Consider the following 23,950-nt stretch of genomic DNA (forward strand, 5'->3'; position numbering starts at 1 on the left):
AAACATATTGTACGAAAACCCAGGGGGGTATGTGTGTTTTTTTTATGGGATTCCTGTGACAGTTTCTTCATAAAAAAAACACAAGCGGCGAAGGGGTCAGTTCGCTGCTTGTGTTTTTTTTATTTAGCTTTATCCATCCATACTTTTGTGAAGTCTTGGAGCATCTCGTCACCGGTCTTCTGACCGCCGACGTACGCTTGCATCAAGGCACCATACTCGTTGACCGCGCCGTCCGGATACTTGAACCAGTTCCATGAGATCGTCTTGCCTTCGTTCGAATAGGCAAGGATATCGTCAGCGAGTGGTCCGAGGTCGTTCGCTTCGATCGACTTGAAGGCCGGGATGAACTTGAACTTGTTGACCATGTAGTCTTTCCCTGTGTCTGACGTCGCCATCCACTCGAGGAAGTCTTTCGCTTCTTCTTTATATTGTGAGTTTTTGTTGACGACCCAGTTATTCGGGACGCCGACCGGCAAGCGGTCCATCTTCTCTTTATCATCATTGATCGGAATCGGTACGAAGCCCATCTCGATGTCCGGATTCACGTCGAGAATCATCTGTTGGGCCCAGTTGCCCTGCTGGAGCATCGCTGTCTCGCCTTGGGCGAACTGTGTGACTTGCGTGTTGTAGTCCGTCGTGAGCGGGTTCTTGTTGCCGTATTTGATGGTCAGGTCGAACAGTTTCAAGAACTGTTGGAACTGCTCATTGTCTTCGAACTTCTCTTTGTTGTCGTTGAGCGCTTGGATGAACGCATCGGGATCATCTTGTTGTGCCATCGGGATGTTGAGCAAGTGGATGCCGAGAATCCAAAACTCCGCGTAGCCGACCGAGAACGGGGTGATGCCCGCCTTGTCCAACTTTTCAGCCGCATCCGTCAATTCAGACAGCGTCTTCGGCAGTTCACTGATGCCCGCTTTCTCAAACAGCTCCTTATTGTAGATGAAACCGTAGCCTTCAAGGTTCATCGGCATACCGTACAGTTTCCCGTCCATCGTCATCGGTTCTTTGGCCACTTCCGTCAAATCACCGACCCACTTTTCATCCGACAAATCTTCCAACTTATCTTTCCACGTCTGTGCTTCCGTGAAGCCACCGTTGTTAAAGATATCCGGTTCATTGCCAGATGCGAATTGCGATTTGAGCGCGGCACCGTAGTCGGCTCCGCCGCCGACCGTTTGAACGGTCACTTTGACTCCCGTCTCTTCTTCATATTCTTTCGCCATCGCCTCAAGGTCTTTAGCGATTTCGGCTTTAAATTGGAAGACGTTCAACGTCACATCTTTTGAATCACCGCTATCCGCGTTCCCGTCAGCCGACCCTTCCCCTTCTGTGAGCGATCCGCCCCCGCAGGCAGCGAGCGTCAATACCATGCCAGCCGTCATCACAGCTGTCGATAATCTCCATTTGCGTTTCATCTTGCTTCCTCCCTCGGTGTGTAAGTCGACTAAAATAATCGATCCAATCAGTACACCCTTACTTTAAATGAAAACGCTTCCATTATGTAGGTGTCAAAATTGACGTGTAGGGTGGAAAATGTTGTACAGAAAACCAGGACTTTCTCGTAAGAAAGTCCTGGCTCATTTGCTTCTATATAATTACAACAGGCTAATTCCAGCTTCTTCGCACGCCGCGACCATCTCGCTCGGCCAGACCGACGATTGGACTTCACCGATATGACGGGCCCGGAGCAGATACATGGCGACACGTGACTGGCCGATTCCGCCTCCGACCGTAAGTGGGAGACGTCCTTCGAGCACGGCTTGATGGAACGGATACTTCCGCTTCTCTTCCGCGTCGGCTGTCACCAACTGCTCAGCGAGTGCTGTCTCATCGACACGGATCCCCATCGACGACAGTTCGAACGCCGTCTCGAGTTCTGGATGCCAGACGAGAATATCGCCGTTGAGCGACCAGTCGTCATAGTCAGCCGCTCGGCCATCATGTTTCTCTCCTGAGGCGAGCGCGCCTCCGATTTGTGAGAGGAAGACCGCGCCATGCTCTTTACAAATCGCATGTTCTCGTTCTTTTGGCGTCAGCGTCGGATACAGGTCTTCTAGCTCTTGGCTCGTCAAGAAGTGAATCGACTCAGGGAGAATCGCTTCGATCGCGTATGCCGACTCGACCGACCGTTCCGTTTCAAGCAAGGCCGCATAAATCGATTCGACGGTCGCTTTCAAATAGTCGGTCGTCCGGTGTTCCCGGGCGATGACGCGTTCCCAGTCCCATTGATCGACATGAAGCGAGTGTGTCGCGTCGAGTTCTTCGTCGCGGCGGATCGCACGCATTTGTGTATACAACCCTTCGCCAACTTTGAACCCGTACCGGCCGAGCGCTTCGCGTTTCCATTTCGCAAGCGACTGGACGATTTCAAGCTCATGTCCCGGATATTGTGTGTCGAACTGAATGATACGCTCGACGCCGTTCAAGTGATCGTTGACTCCGCTCGCCGATGTGACGAACAACGGTGCCTGTACTTGCGTGAGACCTAGCGCCGTGCTGAACTTGTCCTCGAACATTGCCTTTACCGCCGTGATTGCCTGTTGTTTTTCCTTCATCATGCTTGTTGCTGTCTTTGTCATTTTGTCTTCCTCCAATTGTGGGATTTGGGACGGAGCAATAGAAAAAAGCCCTCCAATCCCATGGACTATGGGACGGAAGGCTTCAAGCTCCGCGGTGCCACCCAAATTAGTAGACGAATCTACTCACTTTTTCGAGACGAACATCTCGTAGTTCCGATAACGGGGAACGGTCCGGCTACGTCTACTTGCAAAGCGTTCGGGTAGCGACTCCAGGAGGTTCTTCGACAGAGATTTCAGTCCGGGCTCTCACCTTCCCCGGCTCGCTTTGCTTACGTCTTCTGTGTACTCGTCCTTTCAATGTCGTTCACAATTGAATTGAACTCATTATTATAAATATTCAGACGAATGTCAACAGCTTTTCTAAAAAAAAAAATTCTCCCCCGTGTAGCGGACGAGGGAGATCCCTTGGGAAGGGTTATTTGATCGAGCCGCTCGTAATCCCTTTGATGATATGCTGTTGCATACCAAAGAAGAAGATGAGAAGCGGAACGATCCCAAGAACTAAACCAGCGAGTGCCAAATCCCATTGTTTCGTATATTGTCCGAAGAAATAGAACGTCGCGAGCGGGATCGTCCGCAGTTCAATGTCTCGGAGGACAAGTGAAGGTAACAGAAAATCGTTCCAAATCCATAGGCTGTTCAAGATGACGATCGTCACCGTGATCGGTTTCAAGAGCGGGAACACGATCCGCCAGAACAGCCCCCATGTCGAGCAACCGTCGATGATGGCCGCCTCTTCGATCTCTTCCGGGATCGATTTCATGAAGCCATGATATAAGAACACCGAAATACCTGACCCGAACCCGAGATACATGACCATCAGTCCCCAATGACTGTTCAATAGACCGAGCACGCTCGATACTTTTACGAGCGGAATCATGATCGATTGGAACGGGATGACCATCGCCGCGACGAACAAGAAGAAGATGACGGTCGAGATCCAATGTTTCGTCCGGACGAGCTTCCATGCCGCCATCGACGTGAAGATGACGATGACGATGTTCGCGCCGGCCGTGATCAAAAGCGAGTTCAAAAAGACGCGGCCATAGTTCATCGCCTCCCACGCTTCCGTATAGTTCGAGCCGAGCCAGACGCTCGGCAGTGCGGACGTGTTCGTATAAATCTCAGCGATCGACTTGAACGAGTTGACGATGACGTAATAAAACGGGACGAGATACAAAAGTCCTAGTAAAATAGCGACCAATTCGATGAGGCCAAGGCCGGTCGTATACCCGCTCGTCCGCAGCGGATTTTGCGGCAACTGCCGTCTCGGCGTCTGATCGATTTTTGGTTCGAACTGTTCAATTTTTTCCGTCGTCATGCCTGCACCTCCCGTTTTTTCGTCAAATACACTTGGGTGACGGTGATCGCCGCGACGACAAGGAAGAAGATGACCGCTTTCGCCGAGCCGAGACCGTAATTGTTGTTCACGAACGACTCTGTATAAATGTTCAAGGCGAGCATCTCAGTCGATTTGAACGGTCCTCCGTTCGTGAGCGACAAGTTCGTATCGAATACTTTGAACGACCAGGAGATCGTCAAGAACAGACAGATCGTAATCGATGGCATGATCATCGGGAGCGTGATATGACGCAACATTTTCAACCGGTTCGCCCCGTCGATCCGGGCCGCTTCGAGCAAATCCGTCGGCACGTTTTGCAGCGCCGCGATATAGATGACCATCACGTAGCCCCCTCCTTGCCAGATCGCGACGATGACGATTCCCCAAAACGCTGTCTGGGCGTCGCCGAGCCACGGCAGCTCGAACAGGCTCCAACCGGTCAATGATCCGATTGACTCGAATCCTTTCACGTAAATGAATTGCCAGATGAAACCAAGGATGAGTCCGCCGATCAAGTTCGGCATAAAGAAGACCGTTCGCAATATATTTCGCGTCTTAATATTCATCGTCAACAACAGCGCCAATGAAAAGCCGACGATGTTCGTCATGATGACGGCCACGATCGTGTATTTCGTCGTGATCCAAAACGACGAACGGAACTGGGCGTCCTCGAACAAGAGTCGATGATAGTTATCCCATCCGACAAAGTTCAACTGACCGGTCACCCCGTTCCAGTCCGTGAAACTGTAATAGATCCCGTTAAAGAACGGGATGAGTACAATGGCCACGAACGCCAAAAAGGCCGGACCGACAAATGCGATAAAGCTTGCCGGCTTCTTCCAATTCCGTCTCTGTTTGCTTCGCTTCGGTGTTTCAATCATCTTCATCGCCTCCACTATCAATTTACCTGCAATGAAATGAAATGAAAACGGATACATTTGACGGAATGGGTGGAATATATTGAACTCAATTAGTGAATTTGCAGAACTGATGCGTTATGATAAAGTCAATGACAATACGAACGAGCCAGTTTATATTAGAGAAACGATCCGAATTATGGGTCGAATCACGAATGAACCAAACATAATACTAGTAAAACGTTCGAAAGTGGAGGGAATTTATACATGACGACAATCAAACCGTTATCTGACTTAGCGATCGCCCAACAAGCGGACATGCTCCCCATCAAGCAAATTGCTGAAAAGCTCGGCCTACAAGAAGATGATCTCGACCTATACGGGAAATACAAAGCAAAACTGTCGTTCGATTTGCTCGAACAAGTGAAGACCCGAGCAGACGGCAAGCTCGTCCTCGTCACAGCCATCAATCCGACGCCCGCCGGAGAAGGAAAATCGACGGTCACCGTCGGACTCGGTCAAGCGTTGAACCGACTCGATAAACAAGCGATCGTCTGTCTCCGCGAGCCGTCACTCGGCCCGACGATGGGGCTAAAAGGCGGAGCGGCCGGCGGCGGATTCAGCCAAGTCTTGCCGATGGAAGACATCAACCTCCACTTCACGGGTGACATGCACGCTATCACGTCAGCCCACAACACGATCAGCGCCATGCTAGACAATCACCTTCATCAAGGCAACGACCTAAAAATCGACGTTCGGAAAATCGTCTGGAAGCGCGTCCTCGACTTGAACGACCGTGCCCTTCGCCACGTGACGGTCGGACTTGGCGGAGCCGCACACGGTGTCCCGCGCGAAGACGGTTTTGACATCACCGTCGCCTCAGAAATTATGGCGATCCTTTGCCTCGCCGATTCGCTCGCCGATCTAGAGGCGCGTATCAAGCGGATCGTCGTCGCCTACGACTTCGATAATGAACCCGTCACGGCTGAACAGATTGGTGCGGCCGGTGCGGCCACACTCTTACTGAAAGAGGCGTTCAAGCCAAACTTGGTCCAAACACTTGAACAGACCCCGGCTCTCGTCCACGGCGGCCCGTTCGCGAACATCGCTCACGGCTGTAACTCGCTCATCGCGACAAAGACTGCCTTGAAGCTCGGCGAATACGTCGTCACCGAGGCCGGCTTCGGAGCTGATCTTGGCGCCGAGAAGTTCTGTCATATTAAATCGCGTATCGGCAACTTAAGTCCTGATGCGGTCGTCCTCGTGGCGACAGTCCGCGCGTTGAAGATGCATGGTGGTGTCGCCAAAGACCAACTCCACATCGAAAACGTCGAGGCCGTCACAAAAGGCATGGAGTTGCTCGCCAAACATGTCGACACGATGACAAAGCTCGGTTTGCCAACCATCGTTGCCTTGAACCGCTTTAATTCAGATTCGATCGCAGAGCTCGACACTGTGCTCGACTGGTGCGAAACGCATCAAATCCGCGTCGCCCTCAGCGAAGTTTGGGCGAGCGGCGGACAAGGCGGACAAGCACTTGCCGAGGCCGTCATCGAGACAGTCGAGTCGAACGAAGCCATGCTCACACCTCTTTACGAGCTGACCGATTCGATCGAACAGAAGATTACGACGATTGCCCGAGAAGTTTACGGAGCGGCCGGCGTCACGTTCACCGCTACGGCGAAAAAGCAAATGGCTCAAATCAAAGCGAACGGATGGGACGATTTGCCGATCTGTATGGCCAAAACACCGTTCTCACTATCCGACGATCCGACAAAACTCGGATACGTTCAAGGATTCACGGTAACCGTACGCGAGTTGAAACCGTCGGTCGGTGCCGGCTTCCTCGTCGCTTTGACGGGTAACGTCTTGACGATGCCAGGACTGCCAAAACATCCAGCCGCTCTCAACATGGGCATCGACGAGACAGGTAAGGCCATCGGATTGTTTTAATCCACACGACAACGGAGGGATGACTTTGGACGTCATTGAGCACACGTACGCAGACGGGTACCGCACGCACGTATTGCATGTCCCGGCAACGAACCCGATTGGAAATTGTTTCTTGTTTCACGGCATGCTCGAACATCACGGCAGGTATGTCGAATTCGCCGACTTTATGGCAACAACTGGATTTAACGTTTTTGTTTGCGACCTTCGCGGAGCTGGAAAATCAGCGCGTGCTCAATCCACATACGCTCACTTACTTCCAAAAGAAGGATTTAACCAAATGGTCGAAGACGCTGTCGCATTGATCGGTCACTATCAAAATGATTTGCCGACGTTTGTAATCGGACATAGTTTCGGTTCTTTGCTCGTCCGTCGTCTCGGTCAAATCATGGGTCATAACCTAGCCGGCATCGTCGCCATTTCACCGCCCCCTGGCTCTGGTTTCGTCGGCCGGCTCGGGCTTTACGCCATCGGGTCGGCAATTCGTATGAAAGGGAGCGATTACCATTCTCGCCTGTTCGAACGCCTCTTGTTCGGGCGCTACAATTTAAAATTCTTCCCAACCAAGACGGAGAACGATTGGATTTCTAGCGTCCCGGAAGAAGTGGCCTCTTACCGCAGCGACCCGGACTGCGGCGGTATCCCGACACTCGGTTACTTATATGAAGTAGCTAGCGCTTCGCTAGAGGTCACATCCCTCGCCCGTATCCATGAACATCCGAAGACGCTCCCGATCCTCTTCGTCGCCGGAACGGACGACCCGGTCGTACACGACGGGGAAGGGTTGAAAGGGATTGTTCGAAACTATCAGGCAGCGGAAGTCGAGCTGACGGTGCTGTCTTACGACAACGCGCGTCACGAAGTGCTCCGCGAACGGCAACGCGACGAAGTGTGGACCGATATAAGCGGTTGGCTCTTGCGCAACCTTTAAGCTAAGACATGGAAAAACCTCCTATTAAATGGAGGTTTTTTTATTTTTACATTTTAAACCAACGACTTTCTAATTCATTTACCTTTTTTGAAATTTTTCATCTTCTTTCCATTTTTTAAGTGCGCTATACTTAGACCGCGCACTACGAAGAACACTTATAGATTCAAGTATATGGAATGAAAGGGGTAACACATTGAAACCAACTATTACACGACTGAGCGCGGCCGTCCTCATCTCTAGCACAGTATTGAGCATGATCGGACCGACCGAGTCATATGCAGCAACATACGAAGGCACGGTGAATACCTCCATTTTGAACGTCCGGTCCTCTACGTCGACTTCGTCAGCGATTGTCGGCAAGTTGACGAAAGGAACTGCTGTACAAGTTTATTCGACAAGCAACAACTGGGCCCAAATCGAGTTTCAAGGTCAAAAGCGATACGTTTCTTCCTCGTACTTAACGTTGAAGTCTACCGTCACGAAAGCGGCAACAACCAAAACGTATACAGCTAATGCGACCGTCAATATGCGCTCGGCGATGACAACGAGCGCTTCAATCGTTACAACGATTCCAAAAGGTGCGACCGTCACTTACATATCGACGCACGGCGCGACTGGATCATGGTTCAAAGTCACATACGGCGGGAAAACTGGCTATGTGGCTCAACGCTACTTCTCTCAAGTAGGAGGCGAAACCGTGGCACCCCAAGCGAACCCGACGCATAGTACGACAACAAACACGACGATGCATAGCTCGATGATTTCAACGTCCCCAACCCTAATTGCGATCCCGAAAGGTGCGAAAGTAACGTTCCTCTCGGAGCACGGCACGACCGGATCGTGGGCCAAAGTGACATATAGCGGGAAGACGGGCTATGTCGCGAAACGGAACTTGCAGCCGCTCGTGACAGTCGAACCGACAACGATGTATGTCAAAACAAAATCAAGTCTTTTCAGTTCGATGTCAACTTCAGGAAAAGTAGTCGGCACACTTCAAATCGCGACAAGCGTTAAATTGATCTCGACACACGGTACGACCGGGTCTTGGGCGAAAGTCGCAGCCGGCTCGTTGACAGGTTACGTACCGATGCGAAACTTATCTGAGTCACAAGTCGCGGAACCGGTCACACCTTACTACGCTAAACAGACGGCGACGATGTACTCTTCGACTTCGACGAGCGGCAACATCCTTCAAACGATCCCGGTCGGTGCAAAAGTCGACCAGCTGTCGGCGCACGGCGCGACGGGCTCATGGTTTAAAGTTCGTTACGCAAATACGACTGGGTATGTCGCAGCACGTAACTTCTCGCTCACAGCCCCGTCGACTTCGACCGAACAATACGGACCTGAGCTTGAAGTACAAGTCATCTCAAGCGGTACGCCACTGAACGTCCGGCCGACTCCTGGGACTGGAAATGCCGCCATCGGCACCCTTATCCATGGCACGATTGTAAAAGTGAAACCTGTCTTGAATACGGAATGGGGCATCTTGACGAGCGGAAGTTTCGTCGGCGGCTATATCCATTTGAGTTATACGGCACCCGTTACGACGACACCGCCAGCTACTGGTATCCAACGCATTGTATCGTATACAGACTATCCAATGACAGTTCGCGGGATGGCCGAACGCCAAGCCGCCAATTCCGGGCTGACAGACGCGAATAAAACGAAAGCGACTTACTTACCACGTTCGTGGGTAAAAGTCACCGGGTCTACTGGTGTGATCACTCATACACCTCTTCAAACAGTTCGATCGATTAACTTGCAAAAAAATCCATCAAGCAATAACGCCGAAGTGTTGGCGACAATCCCAAGCGGCGCTCTTCTTCAATATATGGAGCGTCCGAGCGGCATCTCGACGTGGTACAAAGTTTCTTATGGTCCAATGATCGGATACGTTCCGGCCTCTTCCGTTGTCGGAGAAGCAAAACTTCTTAGTTTAGATAATCTGAATTCACATGTATACGGACATATTAACCCTGGTGAAACAGTCCGTATTACGGGGCAAGTCGGAAATTACTATTTAATCGGTCCGTACTACCGACCAGGCGGACATAACGTTCGTATTTACGATCATGTTTGGCGTCACGCTTCGTTGTCTGAAATTGATGCGTTTACAAACCCTGATCATTTCACAGTTGGTTCAGGTGGATTTTATCAATTCCTCGACTTGACGAAGAATGCAGGAACGACTGCCCCGATGTTGAATAAAGTCCTCAATAACAACGGCAGGTTGAGCGGAACGTTAACCGATAAAGGACAACTCTTCATCGACTCGGGAAAACAATATAATGTAAATGAAGTCTATTTGCTTGCCCACGCTACACACGAAACAGGGTATGGTTCATCACTTTTATCTAAAGGGGTTCCTGTCGATAAAGACGGCAACGCATTAATTAATAATAGCGGTACACGCATCTATCCTGAACGTCCTGTTGCGGCTACAGTCTACAATATGTACGGCATCCGAGCTTCAGATAGCAATCCCGTTGTTTTAGGCGCGAAATTCGCGTTCGAGCAGAAGTGGTTCACACCAGAGATTGCAATTAAAGATGGTGCTAGATGGATTAGCGAACAATACATCAATCACCCAACCTATAAACAAAATACACTTTATAAGATGCGTTTCAACCCAGACCGACCGGGTGTGCATCAATATGCGACTGATATCGGTTGGGCTTTAAAACAAACCCATCGAATCAATAACGTGTATAGCCAACTTAATTCGTACACAGTTCACTTCGACGTACCAAAGTTCCAATAACGAACAAGAGACACGAGCCAACTTGGCTTCGTGTCTCTTTTCATGTCCATTCGATGGAATCGACGATTGCTTCGATTTCTAACTTTTCATCCGTCTTCTTGTCGGCGACGTACGTCAAAAACAACAGGCGCTTCCCGTCCGTGAGCGACCAGACGTCCAAATACATGTCGTCTTCAATCCCGCTCGCGTAAGCCGTCGTCATGCCGCCCGATTGATCCGTCACGCTCGGTGCGACTTTAATGTCGATCGGGAACTCCCCTAAAAAGGTATTCAGTTCTTGCAGCGCCGCATCTTCAGGGGCCTGGGCCTCCTCTGCTTCATAGATAGACATTTGAAGCGTGCCTTGCGCATCTTCCTCCACCGAATAGAAGCTGACGTGATCCTCTTCTTCATTGTATTCATAGTGCTCTGGGTAGGATAAACGAAGCCACCCGTCGATTTCGTATTCTTTCATGCTAATTGCTCCTTCGTTTTCTTGAATGTCAGGCCGGTGACCATTTTGGCTTGCAGCGCATATTTGAGCCGCTCCGTCACGTAAAGGCGTTGGCTGTTTCGATCTTGGGCGATCATATGTCCGCATAAATCCATCCGAACCGTTTGTCGGGACAGAAAGTAGAGACGATCCTCGCTTAACGGACGATATTCACCGGAATCCTCGAGGTGCTCGATCTCAAATCGGCGTAAGACGTTGAGCGCGCAATAGTGGTCGGTCTTGCCGGTACTCGTATGCAGTTCAACCCGGACGAGCTGGATGTCGTACGGACATAAATTCATAAAGATGGGTCCGATTCGTTCATGGATGAGCAAGACGCCCATATCCGTCTCAATCAAATCGGGTAACGCCCCCGCGTCTTGGGAGATGCTCAAGACGACATAGGGTCGTTCAGTCGGTGCGAGCAGTTCCCCTTTAAAAAAGCGGAACCGTTGGATGCCGGTCAATACGCGGGCCCGCCAAGCGCTGCCACGGGCTTCCGCTTCAATCCGATACAGTCGTTCTCGACTCACGACTACTCCCCCTTCAATTGTTTGAGCGCTTCGACGAATCGTTCCCACTCTTGATCGTCGCAGACGATCTTACTTTCAATTCCCCATTCTTCCTCGATTTTCAAACGTACCTCGTTCGTTTCAACGTGGCGCGTGAGATGCAACGCTCCGATTTGAACGAACATCGGCTCGATGACCAACGTCTCGGTCGGTGAACTGACCCATTTTAGCCGGTCAGTCCGTAAAATCACATGCCACATCGACTCATGCCGCACCGAGAACGTCCATTGACGGAGCGTTACAGTTTGTTCGACTTGTTTCGCCTGGTTCATCATGCGAAACCCTTCACTCATCATCTTCAAATAAGATTTTCGTTCGCTCATGCCCGTCCCACTCCCCTCTTCTATTATCTTAGCAAGACCACCTATCCGCCACAACTAATGTTTTTTCGAAAAAGGGTTTGCAAAGGTTAAATCGTGTGCTATTATATTACCGTAACGTTAAGTGTTTCGCGGGTGTAGTTTAATGGTAAAACCTCAGCCTTCCAAGCTGATGACGAGAGTTCGATTCTCTTCACCCGCTCCAATTTTAAATTTCATACTTGAATATGCGGGTGTAGTTTAATGGTAAAACCTCAGCCTTCCAAGCTGATGACGAGAGTTCGATTCTCTTCACCCGCTCCAATTTCCGACATATTCGCGAGGCTTAACTCGCACACATAACCACATGGTGCACACCATGTAACGAGCAGGAGGTCATTCGACTTCCTGCTCTTTTGTTTTTGGACGTCAAGCTTAAATGAGACCGATTCGGGAAAAGAATTGGAGATATGAAGGAGGGATCACCATGATTCAAGTCCGCCTACAGCCATTTACCGTTTATGAGAGTGCTTTAATGCGAACCACATCGACTTTGATCGACACTGAAGACAGCCTCATCTTAATCGACCCGAACTGGTTGCCAGAAGAAGTTGCGACCATCCGTCGCGATATCGAGTTGAAGCGACAAGGTAAGAAATTGTACGTCATTTATACGCACCAGCACTATGACCATATCATCGGCGCTTACGCTTTCCCTGATGCGACCGTGATTGCTTCAAAAGTGTTCGTCGAAACAGACGCCAGCGCCCAACTTGAAGAGATTAAAACGTTCTACGAACAGTATTACATCGACCGCCCGATTCAAAAGCCGGTCGTCGACATCATCATCTCCGAAGACAGTACGGTCGAGCTCGGTGCTACTCCGATCACGTTCTACTTGACGCCAGGACATGAAGCGACCCATATGTCACTCATCGTCGAACCGTTGCGTCTGCTCGTGTGCGGTGATTACGGATCGAACATCGAACCACCGTTCATCGAGCACGACGCGGAAGCGTATCTCGAATCGCTTCAAAAACTTCAATCCGCCGTCTACGAACACGAGATCCGTTGGCTCATCCCGGGCCACGGCGACCTATGCGATGACCGCAGTAAGATGATCGAACGACTCAGCGCTGCCGAAGAATATATCCTCGCTTTGCCTGAAGAACGCGTCTGGTCCCCACTTTGGCCTGAGCACGCCTTTTTTAACCGGGTTCACGAACGCAATCGAAAACATGTCGAACAAAAAGAGCATGAGCGCGAGGCACGCCAACGCGACTATTGACGCAAAAAAATCGCAACGTCTCCCCAAGACGTTGCGATCCCCCTATGTAAACCTATTTCTTTGTGATGCGTTCTGAACGGACCGTGAACATACGGTCAATCCCATAAATCGTCACTCCGGTAAGAGCGAGCAATCCGATCATAGCTGATGAAAACATTGACCATACCCCCATTGTTCACAAATTCGTCATAATCACCCCGTGCCTTCATTATAGAAGAAAACATTTCAAAAAGAAAGCGTTTTCTTCAAACTTTCTTCACAATTGCTGCTCGTTGTTTACTTCTCCTTCGTTTGTGTAGCAACATTCAAATATGTGTAGGTTTTATGGAATGTGGGAATACACTCTATAAGAATAAAAGAGACAGAAAGCTGTTCGCTGAGGAGGAAGAGGCATGATCAAATATGGCACGTTGGTGCGAGTCGAAGGGAAATACGCTGTGTTACGTTGGAACAACGGCTCAAGTTTTATCCCACGACGATTCTTGCCATCAGAAGCACGGGTTGGCGATACGATTATTCGAGATAACCACCATTATTATCTTGAAGAAGACATGACACCGAATTTCGATGCGCTCATCAAACAACATTATAAAAAGTAAACAAAGACAGACCGGTTCTCTTCCAGTCTGTCTTTGTACGTTCATTTTGTCTGTTCGCGTAACCAGTTAAAGTCGACCGGACCGACTTGTTTGGCTGTGATCACACCGTCCGGACCGACGACATACGTTGTCGGCAAAGCGACGACGCGGTACGTCTTCTCCACCGTCCCTGCTTCGTCCAATAATACCGGGAAGCTGACCGGGACTTCTTTCAAAAACGCCTCGACGTCTTGTCTGCCGCGTCGCTCATTTTTCGTGACGTTCACCCCGAGCACCGGAATCCCGGTTTCTTCGCCGAACTCGATCAATTCCGGCAGTTCTTCTCGGCAAGGCGGGCACCACGATGCCCAGAAGTTTAAGACGACTTGCTGTCCTGCGTACGCATCAAGTGCCAACGTTTCCCCTTCGATTGTCTCCAGTTCGAAGGCGGGCGCGCGTTGACCGATCTCGAGACCACCGAGAACCGTGTCGTCCGTCGCGACACGTTCAGTCTGTTCGCTCGCTTGACTCGCCTTGTATTCGTCATACCCTTTATAGCCCAGACCGGCGATCAGTCCCGCCATAATCAATCCAATAGCCAGTTTATGAAATCGCATTATTTACCCCTTGTTCTCTGTCCTATTCATTTCTAAACTTAACTTATCACATTCACTCAAAGGAGCGGAACTATCGTGCAACTTCACAATGAAAAAGTCAGTGTCACTTTGAAAGCGCAAGGCGCGGAAATGACGAGTTGGAAAGTAGACGGGACCGAGCTACTCTGGCAAGGCGACCCTACGTATTGGGGACGACAAGCCCCGATTTTATTCCCGTTCGTCGGACGGTTGTTGGATGACCGTTACTTATATGATGGCTTGACGTATACGATGAGCCAACACGGATTCGCTCGCGATGAGACGTTCGAAGTCGCAGAATCGTCTGATACACACGTCCGCTTCGTTCTCCGTGACTCGGTCGAGACAAGGAAACACTATCCGTTCCCGTTCGAACTTCACGTGGATTATCGACTGATCGGTGAGGAATTGAACGTGACATACCGCGTCCGAAACGACGGCGACGAGGTGTTACCGTTCAGCATCGGCGGACACCCTGCCTTCAATATCCCGTTCGCGGGCGGGGTGTTCGAAGAGTATACAATCGATTTCGGTGAGACGCGCTCACTTGATCGCTTATTGTTAGAGGGTCCTTATTTGACCGGCGCCTATCAACCGCTCGGCGAACGTCGCTACATCCCGCTCTCGCATCACTTGTTCGACCAAGACGCTTTGATTTTCGAAAATATCGAGTATGCCGCACTACGCCACCAACCGAGCGGTCGCGCCATCGTCATGGAGTGCCCGACATTCACCCATTTCGGGATTTGGTCACCGCCTCAGTCTGACGCCCCGTTCGCCTGCCTCGAACCTTGGTTCGGTCATGCCGATTATAAAGGACATCGTAAAGACATCCGTCAAAAAGAAGATATGCAGTTGCTCGCACCGAACGAAACGTTCGAAGCGACTTACACGCTCTATACGGAATGAAAAAACGTGCTGACCGCATTGGTCAGCACGTTTTCGTTAGAAGCGGCTTTCTTGTTCCGCCTCATACTCTGAAGGCGGTTTTTTCATGACAATCGCGAGCACGATATAAATTAACAAGCCCGGTCCGCCGAATAAGGCGAGAACGACGAAGATGATCCGCATCAACGTCACGTCTACTCCGAGGTACTTCCCGAGCCCCGAGCAAACGCCTGCTATCATTTGGTCAGACGGATCTTTGTACAATTTTCGTTCCATCAAGACACCTTCTCCTTCATTTTTTCGGTCATCGCTGTGGTCGACGAAGTGTCGTTCTTCCAGCTGTCGCGGCTTCGCCTCGACTATCAAAATCGAGTGCATCGTTGATCGGTGTACTTCCTGATCTAATTTCAATCCGACGTCCGTACAAGCCACGATTATCGAGCGAGGCAGCAATGACTGTCGCGACGTCCGTCTCGGAAATCGTGGCGCCTGAGGCGTCACTTAAGTCTTCTGAAGCTTCGATCGACCCTTTTCCAGGTCCATCTATAATTGCCACTGGGCAAATGATCGTGTAGTTCAAGCCGCTATGTTCGATATACTCATCGGCCGCATTATTCGCAGACAAGAAGTTGTAATGTTCTTTCGGGCCGGCGTCTGGTCGATCGGCACCGTATGCGCTTAGTAAGACCACGTGACGGACGCGCTCTTTTTTAGCGGCATCAATCGCTTTCATCGCGACGTTCCGGTCAAGCAGTTCAATTTCTTTGCTCGTTCCTTCAGCACCTGCTGTCGCAGCGACGATGACGGCGTCTTGTCCTGAGGTCGCCTCGTGAATCTTTTTATCGAGCTCTTTTTCAACATCGACGGTGAGCACACGCGCACCCATTTTCTCGTACTCTGCTTGCAGTTCAGGATAACGAATTAAAGCGGTCACTTGATGCGTTTTCGCTAAACTTTTCAAGACACGTCTACCGATCTTTCCTGTTGCTCCAATGACTAAAACTTTCATTCAAATTTCCCTCCTCAAAAGAGTAGTTCATTTGATTAAAATTCCTCTTTCCGTACGGAATCAAACCCGTTTCGCAAAATTATCTCACAGTTCCCCACATCGTTAAGTCGAGCGCATCACGAATCGATTGGACGCTCTCTTCATTCGGTTGGTAATAGTAGATGTCGTCAATGTAAGCATCTTGTCCGTCGACTTGAAGTTTATTCACTTCGGGTTGAAGCATCATCGTGAGTCCGATCGACGCCATTTGTAGTGGATTCATCTCAAGTCCCATCTCATCTTTCATAAAGCTGTACGTGGCCGGGATCTTCGACCATCCGGCCGGACTGACCAACTTGTCGGCCACTGCCGACATGACCTCGGTTTGGCGACTTGAACGGGCACCGTCTGTATCCGATTTACGATGTCGCGCGTAGGCGAGCGCCATATCCCCATCCATCGAATACGATACGCCTTCCGTATATTCATACGTTTGATTAAACCCTTTTTCGCTGAACGAATGGGTGGCCGTGATATTCACTCCACCGACGACGTCAATCAATTCCATAAACGTCTCGAACGTGATGACGACTTGACCGTCGACCGAAGCTTCGGTCAATCCTTCGACGGCACCGACCGTACACTCCGCGCCCCCATAAGCGAAGGCGTGGGTAATCTTATCGCCTTCGCGCTCAGGTTCACACGGGATCGCCGTATACGTATCTCGTGGAATCGATACGTTTTGGACGGTCCGTGAACGTGGGACGAACTCCATCAGCTGGAGCGAATCCGTTCGGGAACCGGACACCGATTCGCCGACACGGGCGTCACTGCCCATGACTAAGAACGTAACTGGGTTTGATGCCATATAACCGACCCCAATCACGAGGAGCAGCAGGACAAGCAAGAGCTTTCCTTTCCAACTTCGGCGCTTGCGCTTGTCTTTTTGCGGCTTTTGTTTCGGTGGTACGCTGCTTTGTTGCTTCGGTTCATGCGCTCTCGTGTCACGCGAGCGTGGTTCTCGCTTGTCGTCACGCTTTTGGCGCTTCGCTTTTTTCCCGAACGGCATCTTCAGTTTAGGTACTTGAACCTTCCGTTTTCGATTATTGTTCGTCTCGGTCCGTTTTTCATCGGAACGATCTAAAAACGGATGGTCTTGTCCTTCCGCTTGCTTCGACTCTGCTGAAGGGCGAATCACTTCGTCTTCCGCCTCGACCGGATTCACTTGTTCATCGCGAGACAGTTCTTCTAGCCGCTCGCGTTCTAATTCACGTCTGCGTCGTTCGACACGTGAGAGTTGTTGATCGTCATTCATATGATGTACCTCTATAGTTTAGATTTTCCTACATTATCATCGACAAACTCTATTCTGACAACGGTTAGCGCAAAAATCCGTCTTAAGCATGAGACGCGAGGATTGTTTTAAATGAAAAGCGGGAAAGGAATAATAATCGGTGTCTGCCTATAAATGAGACATGGCAGCCCGTTCGATGTCCTTTGAAGGGAGGGAGAGCTAATGCGCATCGGGAAGCTCCGCATGTTACTTGAACAGTACGGAGAGACGACTCTTCGCGATTTAGTCGTCGAAATGTACCGAAACACCCCTAAAGCCGTTATCGAAGAAAAAGATATGGATTACATGATTAGTCAGTTCACTCGTTACAAAGAACAAAAATCGTCAGACGAGCGACATTCGCTCTCGCAGACAGTAATCCTCGCTGAACGCTTCGTAGAATTGGCTTACGATCACCTCTACTTGCTGCCAAATCAAATCATGAGCGAACGCGATCAAAAGAATTGGTATATACACGCCAAGAAAATCATTCGTGACTTATCGTATTACGCCGAAGATGAAGCAGAGGCACGGACGATGTATGAGGAAATGTTTTTACTCTTGTCCTCTTCGGCAGGGGAAGAGCCCCTATTTTCAACAAGTGACCCGTTTCGACTGCTGAAACTCTCGCAAACCACGATGCTCACTCAATTGATTCATTACTATCAACTCGACGCCCCCACCTCCGACGTGTGGATCGATCGTTCTTTGTACACGGCGCTCCACGTCCCAAAAGATGTTGACTCGACACGGGTCGACTTACTCTCTACACTTCTCGAGCAACCCTACACTTCGTTTGAATGGAATTTATTCCATCAACGCATCATCACACTTTGTGAACGGACACTTGCCAAAGCCACGTCCGATGACAGCGCACTTGAGGACTATCAAGCACTTAAAATGCTTGAACTCGAACTCCTCGTTGAACGCGGACAATTGTCAGAAGCTGAACGGAAGTTGTTTTCTGAGTACATCCCCTTCTTCTCACACCGTTCAGAACCGTTCAAAGTGTATGTCAATATGCTCGAGAGCCGTGGACATTCTGATGAAACGAAACGACTTCGCCGGCTAGCCAAAGAGAAACGCATCCAATTTTAAAAAAAGGGAGTCAACCGACGGCGTCGGTTGACTCCAAAACATGATATGAACGAGGGGTGTTCATCTGAAAAGAGGAGTGGAAGTTGGTGCAGAACTTCCGTCCTACATACCTAGTATAAAAGATATTTGAAACCGCTTCCGGGATAGTTATTGCAGTTTTGTGAACGTTTTCACGTTATTCAATCGCGTTAATAATGCCCAACCCGATCACTGACAACAAAACAATTAAAACGAAAATAAACACCATCTCATTTGGTGACCGGAAGCCTTCGTATAACTCGACCTGTTCTTCAACGATGACATTGTCATGGACTACAATCGGTTCAGTCTCGGCAAGAGCCGTGGCCGGGACACCGACCAATAGCAGCGCCAACCATAAACTTATTACGTATCGCATATCATACTCCTGTCGTTTTTTCTCACTGACAGTATAGCACGTCTCTCTCGCTTCGACCCATTCGTTTCTCCTCTTCCCACCGGAAAAGTTTAACAAATCTCACAGCCCCTTCGTTGCTCTAAACTTCCTCGTTCCGACACGGATTACCCCTCGATAAAATGCTCATTCTAAAGCCATTTCCCTCACCATCCCCCTTTAAAAATCTGACTTTTCACGTGTCAAAACAGTAATCAAACATGATGAATGTTCATAAAATGAACACGACATTTTTCAATTGGTAGCCCTTACAATTTAAGGGTAGTGATTATTTTAGAAGAAAGAAGGATTCCTCATGAAACGGACGCTTATATTCGCGGAGTGTCGCCAAATCCAACCTAAAAAACGTTCACTGCTTCACCAATTGTACAACCCGGGCGAGTCGCCTCACATCCTCGCCATCCGACCACACCAATATGTCCATACGGCCTGGCAAGGAGATGTTCCCGTCGCAGCAATTGCCTCCGACTATAGCGATTATGCAACGGACCAGATGATCCGGCTCACGCACGAGGCGTATCGGGACCGCTATGTCTTCCGAGGTTTGCTCGACCGACTGATTCGTGAGATACGTCGAAACAGTATACATGACACAACGTTGCTGTTGCACGTCAAACAAGACCACGACCAAGATAAGCGTCGAATGTTTGAAGTGCTCGGTTTTAATCCGTATCACGAGACCGTCACTTACACATTGCCGCTCATCCCTTTCCAAAAATATACATACGAGAACTGGTCGCTTCACGTTGATTATTTTGCGACACACTCTAGCTGGCTCGCCTACCGAAATCAATATGCGCATATGCTGACTGATGTGTTGCCGCTGACTGCATCACGACTGCTCGAGCATGAACATCGTCAGGAAGTTTTCCATTCCCTTAAATTAAAAGGGAAAATCGTCGGCATCATGCGATCAAGAATTGGATCTGGACGACTGGACGTATATGAACTCCACGTGTCAGGTAGCGATGAATTGATTCAAGAGGCTGTGTCTTTTATTCAGCAAGAATTTTATTTCCGGTTCAGGTCGCTTGAACAAATTCGGGTCACGTTGACTTCACTCCAACCAGAGCTACGATACGCTTTGATCCGACAAGGTGGATCGCCAACCCAAGCAGGAGCCTATACGATGATTAAAGAAGTGGCGCCTTCCGCGCCATCGTTTCCACTCAATTAAAAAAAGACGCTAAACGTCACGTCCTTTTCACGGAAAGGATTCGTTCGTTTGGCGTCTTTTCTTCATTCAGCAGCGTTTGCCGATTCGATTGCTAAGGGTGGCATCTCTTCGAACAGCACGGTTCGAAGTCCGATATCACGTCGGTCTAACGATTCAATCCGATCGAATTGAATTTCACGGTCCGCGACACTGAACCAATACGTGATGTGAGGTTCATCCGTGAAGCGAAGCGCATAATTCGAACCGTTCAAATGAAAATCCACTTCGGTCGAAAGGATTTCTGCCGGGCCGATTTTTTTTTGGGTCGTCAGTCGTTCGAGAACGACTTGCTCCTCATTGATCTGATAATCGACAAACGTCGCAAGTGAGAGTCCAAACACAAATGATACCAGCGCGAACGCGCTAATCAATCCAAGAGTGATCTTTCCGTTCATGTCGCCGTCCCTCCCTCTTCTACTATATCGGATTTTGCTAAAACGTTGTGAAGTGACATTTTGTTCAAGTTTCGGCAAACTAGAGCAAGAGGAGGGATTAGTATGCAAATTGACCACACCGGGATCGCTGTTCGCGACTTAGACGAAGCGATCTCGTTTTACACAAACGTGTTACAAGGAAAACTTGTCGATCGTTATACGAATACGGCAGCCGGTGTCGAAACCGAGCTCGCCGTGATTCACGTCGGTGAAGACGTGATCGAGTTGCTCTTGCCGACAAGTTCGACGAGCCCGATCGCCCGATTCATGAAAGCACGCGGCAAAGGCGTTCACCATATCGCCTATCGGGTCGATGATTTAGAAGCATCGATTGCCGCTTTGAAACGCGACGGCATCACGTTTTTAGAAGATACGCTCCGAACGACGGCAAAAGGCCGACGCCTCATCTATATGGACCCACGCCACTCGGGCGGGGTCATCGTCGAACTATGTGATTATCCGATAATGAAGCAGTGAGGGATGTCTCTCACTGCTTCATTATTGTCCGCTCGATGATATCACGATTTTTCGCCTTCAACCGTTCGTTGTGCGACGACACCATCGCCGACTTCGTCGCGTCCGGATCGATGAACGTCTTGGCCCGGTTGACTGCGTTAGCCGCATCTTGGAACGCTCCCGCAATCAGATGCACCTTGCCTTCATGCGTCAAAATATCGCCCGCTGCATAAAGTCCAGGTACTGACGATTCGCTGCTCGCGTTCCCGTTCACATAGAACCCATCCACCATCTCGACTTTTAACTCGCTGTCGTTGAGGAGAGCCGAGTCCTGTTCGTAGCCGTGGTTGATGACCACTTCATCGACCTCGACCAATTCACTTGCCCCGGTCCCGCAATCGATGAGCTTGACGGCATGGATCGTCGTGCCATCATTGGAAATCAAATCCTCGATCGTTGTATGAAGGCGACAGTCGACTCGGCCGCAGAGGAGCTTGTCGACTTGCGATTCATGCCCTTTGAGCGCTTCTTTTCGATACGTCAAAATCACGCGCTCTGCAATCGGCTCAAGTTCGTTCGCCCAATCGATGGCGCTGTTGCCGCCACCGGAAATCAATACCGTCTTCCCTTTAAAACGCATCAACGACTTAACCGTATAATGAAGGTTCGAGACTTCGAACCGCTCCGCCCCGCTGATCTCAATTTTTTGAGGTTGTAAAATACCGCTCCCCGTCGCGACGATGACCGTCTTTGACACGTGCCGGCCGTTTGTTGTATCGAGCACGAAATGACCAGTGTGATTTTTCGCCATCGATTCTACTTTCTCGCCAAGCACGACGGTCGGATCGAACGTGAGACCTTGCTCAATCAATTGTTCGATGAGGCGGGCACCCGTCGTCGGGGTGACGCCACCGATGTCCCATATCATCTTCTCCGGATAGACATGGATCTTACCACCGAGATGCGGTTGAAATTCAATCAACTTCGTCTTCATCCCGCGCAACCCGCTATAAAAAGCGGCATACAATCCCGCCGGACCGCCACCAATAATTGTTATGTCGTACACGTCCTGTTCGCTCATCCGTTCCATCCTCCTTAAACATTTACCGTCACTGATTATCATTCTCATTTAATATACATCGAAATTTTAGTTCAGACAATCTATTTTGATATCAAAACATTCGTTGACAGCTTTTCATTTAGACTGCTATAGTTGACGTTACATTGAGAATCATTATCAAAACTAATGTTACGAGGAGAGGGGAATCCACATGTCACGGATCCATACGGCAGATATCGAGGTCGGTTACGGCGGCAAAACAATTGTGAAGCAATTGAGTTTGTCGATCCCGGACCGTCAAATCACAACCATCATTGGCCCTAACGGTTGTGGGAAATCGACACTCTTGAAAGCCATGACTCGGATTCTGTCCCCGTCTAACGGTTCGGTCTATTTAGACGGAGCGGACATCGCTAAATGCAATACGAAAGAAATCGCCCAAAAAATGGCGATTTTGTCGCAAACACCTGAAGGCGCTGGTGGCTTGACAGTGGGAGAACTCGTCTCGTACGGTCGCTTCCCTTATCAATCCGGGTTTGGTCGTTTATCGAAACATGACCATGAAGTGATTGATTGGGCGCTTGACGTGACCGGCACGCTCGAGTTCAAAGACCGAAGCGTCGACGCCCTTTCAGGCGGACAACGCCAGCGTGTGTGGATTGCGATGGCGCTCGCCCAAGAGACAGACTTGATTTTTTTAGATGAGCCGACGACGTATCTCGACCTCGCGCATCAGCTCGAAGTGCTCGAACTACTCGAAACGTTGAACCGTGAGCAGGGCCGGACGATCGTCATGGTCCTCCACGACTTGAACCAGGCCGCCCGCTTTGCCGACCATATCGTCGCCATGAAAGACGGAGAAGTGCTTGCGACGGGCTCCGCCGAGGAAGTCATTTGTCCACTTGTCCTTAGACAAGTCTTTCACATCGATGCCATCATCGGACGAGACCCACGGACCGAAAAACCGATGTGCCTCACCTACCAACTTATAAAAGATGAGATTCAACGTGAAGCGCTCGACCCTTCGAGTGCTGATCTCGTTGCTAGTTCTCGTTAGTATGAAGAAAACGGAGCGCCTTGCACATTGCGAGGCGTTTTTCAGCAGGAAGAGGCGGGTAATGAGTGGAAGATATTGAAGAAAGGGGGAAACACTATGGATTGGCTCGATGGTTTGTTTATCCTCGTATCGGCCGCATGGCTGTATGAAATGAGGCGATACCGTAATCGTGATGAACCGACCGATGGCAACAGTGAGCACATGAGCTTTTACATCGTCTCACTTATTATGGTCACCGTGTTCGCCGTCTCGATCGGTTTATCTATTTTCACTGAAACACGCCAACCGCTCCTAGTCCGTTGGCTCGGGCTCGGGTGTTACATAGCCGGTGTTTCACTTCGTTACTGGGGAATCGCGCATTTGCGTCATCAATTCACCCGTCACGTCGTCGTCCGTCCTGCTGATGAGATCGTCAGCTCTGGACCGTACCGCTTTTTGCGCCATCCGCTCTATACCGGGCTATTATTTATCACGTTCGGATTTTCGCTCTATTTCAGTCATTGGGGCGTCGCGCTCGTCGGTACGTTCGCCATGGGGATCGCCTTGCTTTGGCGCATCCATATCGAAGAACAGATGTTGACGTCACACTTCGGCAGCGCCTATCAAACTTGGGCGAAATCACGAAAACGATTGATTCCGTTCATTTATTGAACAAGCGTCGAAAAACACGAATTGATAACCTCGACCCAACAAAAATGCGATCCTGTCAGCAAATGACAG

The 23,950-nt window shown here is 49.9% G+C and carries 25 protein-coding genes, 2 tRNA genes and 1 other annotated feature; of the genes, 13 read left to right on the forward strand and 14 right to left on the reverse strand.

Going from position 1 to position 23,950, the window contains the following annotated elements; translation table 11 throughout:
• Nucleotides 1-119 precede the first annotated feature (119 nt).
• The 4 genes from EVJ24_RS09595 to EVJ24_RS09610 form a co-directional block, all read right to left on the reverse strand.
• Complete coding sequence (locus tag EVJ24_RS09595) at nt 120-1,415, reverse strand: ABC transporter substrate-binding protein (protein WP_070328885.1); 1,296 nt, start codon at nt 1,413-1,415, stop codon at nt 120-122.
• Between the two features lie 180 nt (nt 1,416-1,595).
• Complete coding sequence (asnA, locus tag EVJ24_RS09600) at nt 1,596-2,579, reverse strand: aspartate--ammonia ligase (protein WP_084813050.1); 984 nt, start codon at nt 2,577-2,579, stop codon at nt 1,596-1,598.
• A 65-nt stretch (nt 2,580-2,644) separates the two neighbouring features.
• Nucleotides 2,645-2,886, reverse strand: a binding site (T-box leader).
• 108 nt (nt 2,887-2,994) lie between these two features.
• A complete protein-coding gene (locus EVJ24_RS09605; RefSeq protein WP_236637621.1) occupies nt 2,995-3,900 on the reverse strand; it encodes a carbohydrate ABC transporter permease in 906 nt (301 codons plus the stop codon).
• Nucleotides 3,897-4,802, reverse strand: coding sequence for a carbohydrate ABC transporter permease (locus EVJ24_RS09610; protein ID WP_070328883.1), 906 nt, complete (start codon nt 4,800-4,802; stop codon nt 3,897-3,899). The genes EVJ24_RS09605 and EVJ24_RS09610 overlap by 4 nt, the downstream gene beginning before the upstream one ends.
• A gap of 243 nt (nt 4,803-5,045) precedes the next feature.
• Here EVJ24_RS09610 and EVJ24_RS09615 point away from each other — a divergent pair, with 243 nt between their 5' ends.
• From EVJ24_RS09615 to EVJ24_RS09625, 3 genes are all read left to right on the forward strand, one after another.
• Nucleotides 5,046-6,731 carry a formate--tetrahydrofolate ligase gene (locus EVJ24_RS09615; RefSeq protein ID WP_070328882.1) on the forward strand — a complete coding sequence of 562 codons (1,686 nt, stop codon included), beginning with the start codon at nt 5,046-5,048 and terminating at the stop codon, nt 6,729-6,731.
• A gap of 25 nt (nt 6,732-6,756) precedes the next feature.
• The gene (locus tag EVJ24_RS09620) at nt 6,757-7,659 is read left to right on the forward strand and encodes an alpha/beta fold hydrolase (protein ID WP_131441133.1); all 903 of its coding nucleotides are present in this window, start codon (nt 6,757-6,759) and stop codon (nt 7,657-7,659) included.
• 193 nt (nt 7,660-7,852) lie between these two features.
• Complete coding sequence (locus tag EVJ24_RS09625) at nt 7,853-10,423, forward strand: SH3 domain-containing protein (protein ID WP_131441134.1); 2,571 nt, start codon at nt 7,853-7,855, stop codon at nt 10,421-10,423.
• Nucleotides 10,424-10,463: 40 nt separating this feature from the next.
• Here the strand turns inward: EVJ24_RS09625 and EVJ24_RS09630 are convergent, their stop codons facing one another.
• The 3 genes from EVJ24_RS09630 to EVJ24_RS09640 are packed head-to-tail and all read right to left on the reverse strand — an operon-like array spanning nt 10,464 to nt 11,790.
• Nucleotides 10,464-10,877 (reverse strand): hypothetical protein, encoded by a 414-nt coding sequence (locus EVJ24_RS09630; RefSeq protein ID WP_070328880.1) that lies wholly within the window; start codon nt 10,875-10,877, stop codon nt 10,464-10,466.
• Nucleotides 10,874-11,428 carry a hypothetical protein gene (locus tag EVJ24_RS09635; protein ID WP_070328879.1) on the reverse strand — a complete coding sequence of 185 codons (555 nt, stop codon included), beginning with the start codon at nt 11,426-11,428 and terminating at the stop codon, nt 10,874-10,876. The genes EVJ24_RS09630 and EVJ24_RS09635 overlap by 4 nt, the downstream gene beginning before the upstream one ends.
• 2 nt (nt 11,429-11,430) lie before the next feature.
• Nucleotides 11,431-11,790, reverse strand: coding sequence for a hypothetical protein (locus tag EVJ24_RS09640; RefSeq protein ID WP_131441135.1), 360 nt, complete (start codon nt 11,788-11,790; stop codon nt 11,431-11,433).
• Nucleotides 11,791-11,918: 128 nt separating this feature from the next.
• On the opposite strand from EVJ24_RS09640, the gene EVJ24_RS09645 reads away from it, so the two are divergent.
• The 4 genes from EVJ24_RS09645 to EVJ24_RS09660 all read left to right on the forward strand — a co-directional run bounded on the left by EVJ24_RS09645 (nt 11,919) and on the right by EVJ24_RS09660 (nt 13,653).
• Nucleotides 11,919-11,992, forward strand: a tRNA-Gly gene (locus EVJ24_RS09645).
• A gap of 24 nt (nt 11,993-12,016) precedes the next feature.
• Nucleotides 12,017-12,090, forward strand: a tRNA-Gly gene (locus EVJ24_RS09650).
• Between the two features lie 163 nt (nt 12,091-12,253).
• On the forward strand, nt 12,254-13,054 hold the full coding sequence (locus EVJ24_RS09655; RefSeq protein ID WP_131441136.1) for an MBL fold metallo-hydrolase: 801 nt from the start codon (nt 12,254-12,256) through the stop codon (nt 13,052-13,054).
• A gap of 392 nt (nt 13,055-13,446) precedes the next feature.
• Nucleotides 13,447-13,653, forward strand: coding sequence for a DUF3006 domain-containing protein (locus tag EVJ24_RS09660; protein WP_016508383.1), 207 nt, complete (start codon nt 13,447-13,449; stop codon nt 13,651-13,653).
• Between the two features lie 41 nt (nt 13,654-13,694).
• Here EVJ24_RS09660 and EVJ24_RS09665 read toward each other — a convergent pair whose 3' ends face one another.
• A complete protein-coding gene (locus EVJ24_RS09665) occupies nt 13,695-14,249 on the reverse strand; it encodes a TlpA family protein disulfide reductase (protein WP_131441137.1) in 555 nt (184 codons plus the stop codon).
• Between the two features lie 75 nt (nt 14,250-14,324).
• Here EVJ24_RS09665 and EVJ24_RS09670 point away from each other — a divergent pair, with 75 nt between their 5' ends.
• Nucleotides 14,325-15,176, forward strand: coding sequence for an aldose 1-epimerase family protein (locus tag EVJ24_RS09670; protein ID WP_236637622.1), 852 nt, complete (start codon nt 14,325-14,327; stop codon nt 15,174-15,176).
• Nucleotides 15,177-15,212: 36 nt separating this feature from the next.
• Here EVJ24_RS09670 and EVJ24_RS09675 read toward each other — a convergent pair whose 3' ends face one another.
• The 3 genes from EVJ24_RS09675 to EVJ24_RS09685 all read right to left on the reverse strand — a co-directional run bounded on the left by EVJ24_RS09675 (nt 15,213) and on the right by EVJ24_RS09685 (nt 17,458).
• Entirely contained in the window at nt 15,213-15,431 is a 219-nt protein-coding gene (locus EVJ24_RS09675; RefSeq protein ID WP_016508377.1) for a PspC domain-containing protein, read from the reverse strand.
• 28 nt (nt 15,432-15,459) lie between these two features.
• Nucleotides 15,460-16,164: an NAD(P)-binding oxidoreductase gene (locus tag EVJ24_RS09680; protein WP_131441139.1), complete on the reverse strand. Its 705-nt coding sequence runs from the start codon at nt 16,162-16,164 to the stop codon at nt 15,460-15,462.
• A gap of 79 nt (nt 16,165-16,243) precedes the next feature.
• Entirely contained in the window at nt 16,244-17,458 is a 1,215-nt protein-coding gene (locus tag EVJ24_RS09685) for an LCP family protein (protein ID WP_131441140.1), read from the reverse strand.
• A 201-nt stretch (nt 17,459-17,659) separates the two neighbouring features.
• Between EVJ24_RS09685 and EVJ24_RS09690 the strand changes: the two genes are divergently transcribed.
• A complete protein-coding gene (locus tag EVJ24_RS09690) occupies nt 17,660-18,574 on the forward strand; it encodes a hypothetical protein (protein ID WP_131441141.1) in 915 nt (304 codons plus the stop codon).
• A 175-nt stretch (nt 18,575-18,749) separates the two neighbouring features.
• Here the strand turns inward: EVJ24_RS09690 and EVJ24_RS09695 are convergent, their stop codons facing one another.
• Nucleotides 18,750-18,971, reverse strand: coding sequence for a hypothetical protein (locus EVJ24_RS09695; protein ID WP_035385937.1), 222 nt, complete (start codon nt 18,969-18,971; stop codon nt 18,750-18,752).
• Between the two features lie 331 nt (nt 18,972-19,302).
• Here EVJ24_RS09695 and EVJ24_RS09700 point away from each other — a divergent pair, with 331 nt between their 5' ends.
• On the forward strand, nt 19,303-20,184 hold the full coding sequence (locus EVJ24_RS09700) for a hypothetical protein (protein WP_131441142.1): 882 nt from the start codon (nt 19,303-19,305) through the stop codon (nt 20,182-20,184).
• Nucleotides 20,185-20,246: 62 nt separating this feature from the next.
• Here the strand turns inward: EVJ24_RS09700 and EVJ24_RS09705 are convergent, their stop codons facing one another.
• A complete protein-coding gene (locus EVJ24_RS09705) occupies nt 20,247-20,618 on the reverse strand; it encodes a hypothetical protein (protein ID WP_131441143.1) in 372 nt (123 codons plus the stop codon).
• Nucleotides 20,619-20,720: 102 nt separating this feature from the next.
• Here EVJ24_RS09705 and EVJ24_RS09710 point away from each other — a divergent pair, with 102 nt between their 5' ends.
• Complete coding sequence (locus EVJ24_RS09710; protein WP_071399118.1) at nt 20,721-21,134, forward strand: VOC family protein; 414 nt, start codon at nt 20,721-20,723, stop codon at nt 21,132-21,134.
• Between the two features lie 10 nt (nt 21,135-21,144).
• Here EVJ24_RS09710 and EVJ24_RS09715 read toward each other — a convergent pair whose 3' ends face one another.
• Nucleotides 21,145-22,194 carry an NAD(P)/FAD-dependent oxidoreductase gene (locus EVJ24_RS09715; RefSeq protein ID WP_201740367.1) on the reverse strand — a complete coding sequence of 350 codons (1,050 nt, stop codon included), beginning with the start codon at nt 22,192-22,194 and terminating at the stop codon, nt 21,145-21,147.
• Between the two features lie 190 nt (nt 22,195-22,384).
• Between EVJ24_RS09715 and EVJ24_RS09720 the strand changes: the two genes are divergently transcribed.
• Nucleotides 22,385-23,230: an ABC transporter ATP-binding protein gene (locus tag EVJ24_RS09720; protein WP_131441145.1), complete on the forward strand. Its 846-nt coding sequence runs from the start codon at nt 22,385-22,387 to the stop codon at nt 23,228-23,230.
• A 96-nt stretch (nt 23,231-23,326) separates the two neighbouring features.
• Nucleotides 23,327-23,881, forward strand: coding sequence for a methyltransferase family protein (locus EVJ24_RS09725; protein WP_131441146.1), 555 nt, complete (start codon nt 23,327-23,329; stop codon nt 23,879-23,881).
• The last annotated feature ends 69 nt before the right edge of the window (nt 23,882-23,950 follow it).

It is taken from the genome of Exiguobacterium sp. SH1S21, assembly GCF_004337175.1.
Lineage (GTDB): Bacteria > Bacillota > Bacilli > Exiguobacteriales > Exiguobacteriaceae > Exiguobacterium > Exiguobacterium aurantiacum_A.

Excerpts from the sequence above, each read along its gene's own strand:
- EVJ24_RS09615 (WP_070328882.1), top strand. The coding sequence starts at position 5,046 with ATGACGACAATCAAACCGTTATCTGACTTAGCGATCGCCCAACAAGCG.
- EVJ24_RS09605 (WP_236637621.1), bottom strand. The coding sequence starts at position 3,900 with ATGACGACGGAAAAAATTGAACAGTTCGAACCAAAAATCGATCAGACG.
- EVJ24_RS09640 (WP_131441135.1), bottom strand. The coding sequence starts at position 11,790 with ATGAGCGAACGAAAATCTTATTTGAAGATGATGAGTGAAGGGTTTCGC.
- EVJ24_RS09680 (WP_131441139.1), bottom strand. The coding sequence starts at position 16,164 with ATGAAAGTTTTAGTCATTGGAGCAACAGGAAAGATCGGTAGACGTGTC.
- EVJ24_RS09690 (WP_131441141.1), top strand. The coding sequence starts at position 17,660 with ATGCGCATCGGGAAGCTCCGCATGTTACTTGAACAGTACGGAGAGACG.
- EVJ24_RS09595 (WP_070328885.1), bottom strand. The coding sequence starts at position 1,415 with ATGAAACGCAAATGGAGATTATCGACAGCTGTGATGACGGCTGGCATG.
- asnA (WP_084813050.1), bottom strand. The coding sequence starts at position 2,579 with ATGACAAAGACAGCAACAAGCATGATGAAGGAAAAACAACAGGCAATC.
- EVJ24_RS09660 (WP_016508383.1), top strand. The coding sequence starts at position 13,447 with ATGATCAAATATGGCACGTTGGTGCGAGTCGAAGGGAAATACGCTGTG.
- EVJ24_RS09655 (WP_131441136.1), top strand. The coding sequence starts at position 12,254 with ATGATTCAAGTCCGCCTACAGCCATTTACCGTTTATGAGAGTGCTTTA.
- EVJ24_RS09705 (WP_131441143.1), bottom strand. The coding sequence starts at position 20,618 with ATGAACGGAAAGATCACTCTTGGATTGATTAGCGCGTTCGCGCTGGTA.
- EVJ24_RS09720 (WP_131441145.1), top strand. The coding sequence starts at position 22,385 with ATGTCACGGATCCATACGGCAGATATCGAGGTCGGTTACGGCGGCAAA.
- EVJ24_RS09710 (WP_071399118.1), top strand. The coding sequence starts at position 20,721 with ATGCAAATTGACCACACCGGGATCGCTGTTCGCGACTTAGACGAAGCG.
- EVJ24_RS09715 (WP_201740367.1), bottom strand. The coding sequence starts at position 22,194 with ATGAGCGAACAGGACGTGTACGACATAACAATTATTGGTGGCGGTCCG.
- EVJ24_RS09675 (WP_016508377.1), bottom strand. The coding sequence starts at position 15,431 with ATGGAACGAAAATTGTACAAAGATCCGTCTGACCAAATGATAGCAGGC.
- EVJ24_RS09630 (WP_070328880.1), bottom strand. The coding sequence starts at position 10,877 with ATGAAAGAATACGAAATCGACGGGTGGCTTCGTTTATCCTACCCAGAG.
- EVJ24_RS09700 (WP_131441142.1), top strand. The coding sequence starts at position 19,303 with ATGAAACGGACGCTTATATTCGCGGAGTGTCGCCAAATCCAACCTAAA.
- EVJ24_RS09725 (WP_131441146.1), top strand. The coding sequence starts at position 23,327 with ATGGATTGGCTCGATGGTTTGTTTATCCTCGTATCGGCCGCATGGCTG.
- EVJ24_RS09665 (WP_131441137.1), bottom strand. The coding sequence starts at position 14,249 with ATGCGATTTCATAAACTGGCTATTGGATTGATTATGGCGGGACTGATC.
- EVJ24_RS09610 (WP_070328883.1), bottom strand. The coding sequence starts at position 4,802 with ATGATTGAAACACCGAAGCGAAGCAAACAGAGACGGAATTGGAAGAAG.
- EVJ24_RS09685 (WP_131441140.1), bottom strand. The coding sequence starts at position 17,458 with ATGAATGACGATCAACAACTCTCACGTGTCGAACGACGCAGACGTGAA.
- EVJ24_RS09695 (WP_035385937.1), bottom strand. The coding sequence starts at position 18,971 with ATGCGATACGTAATAAGTTTATGGTTGGCGCTGCTATTGGTCGGTGTC.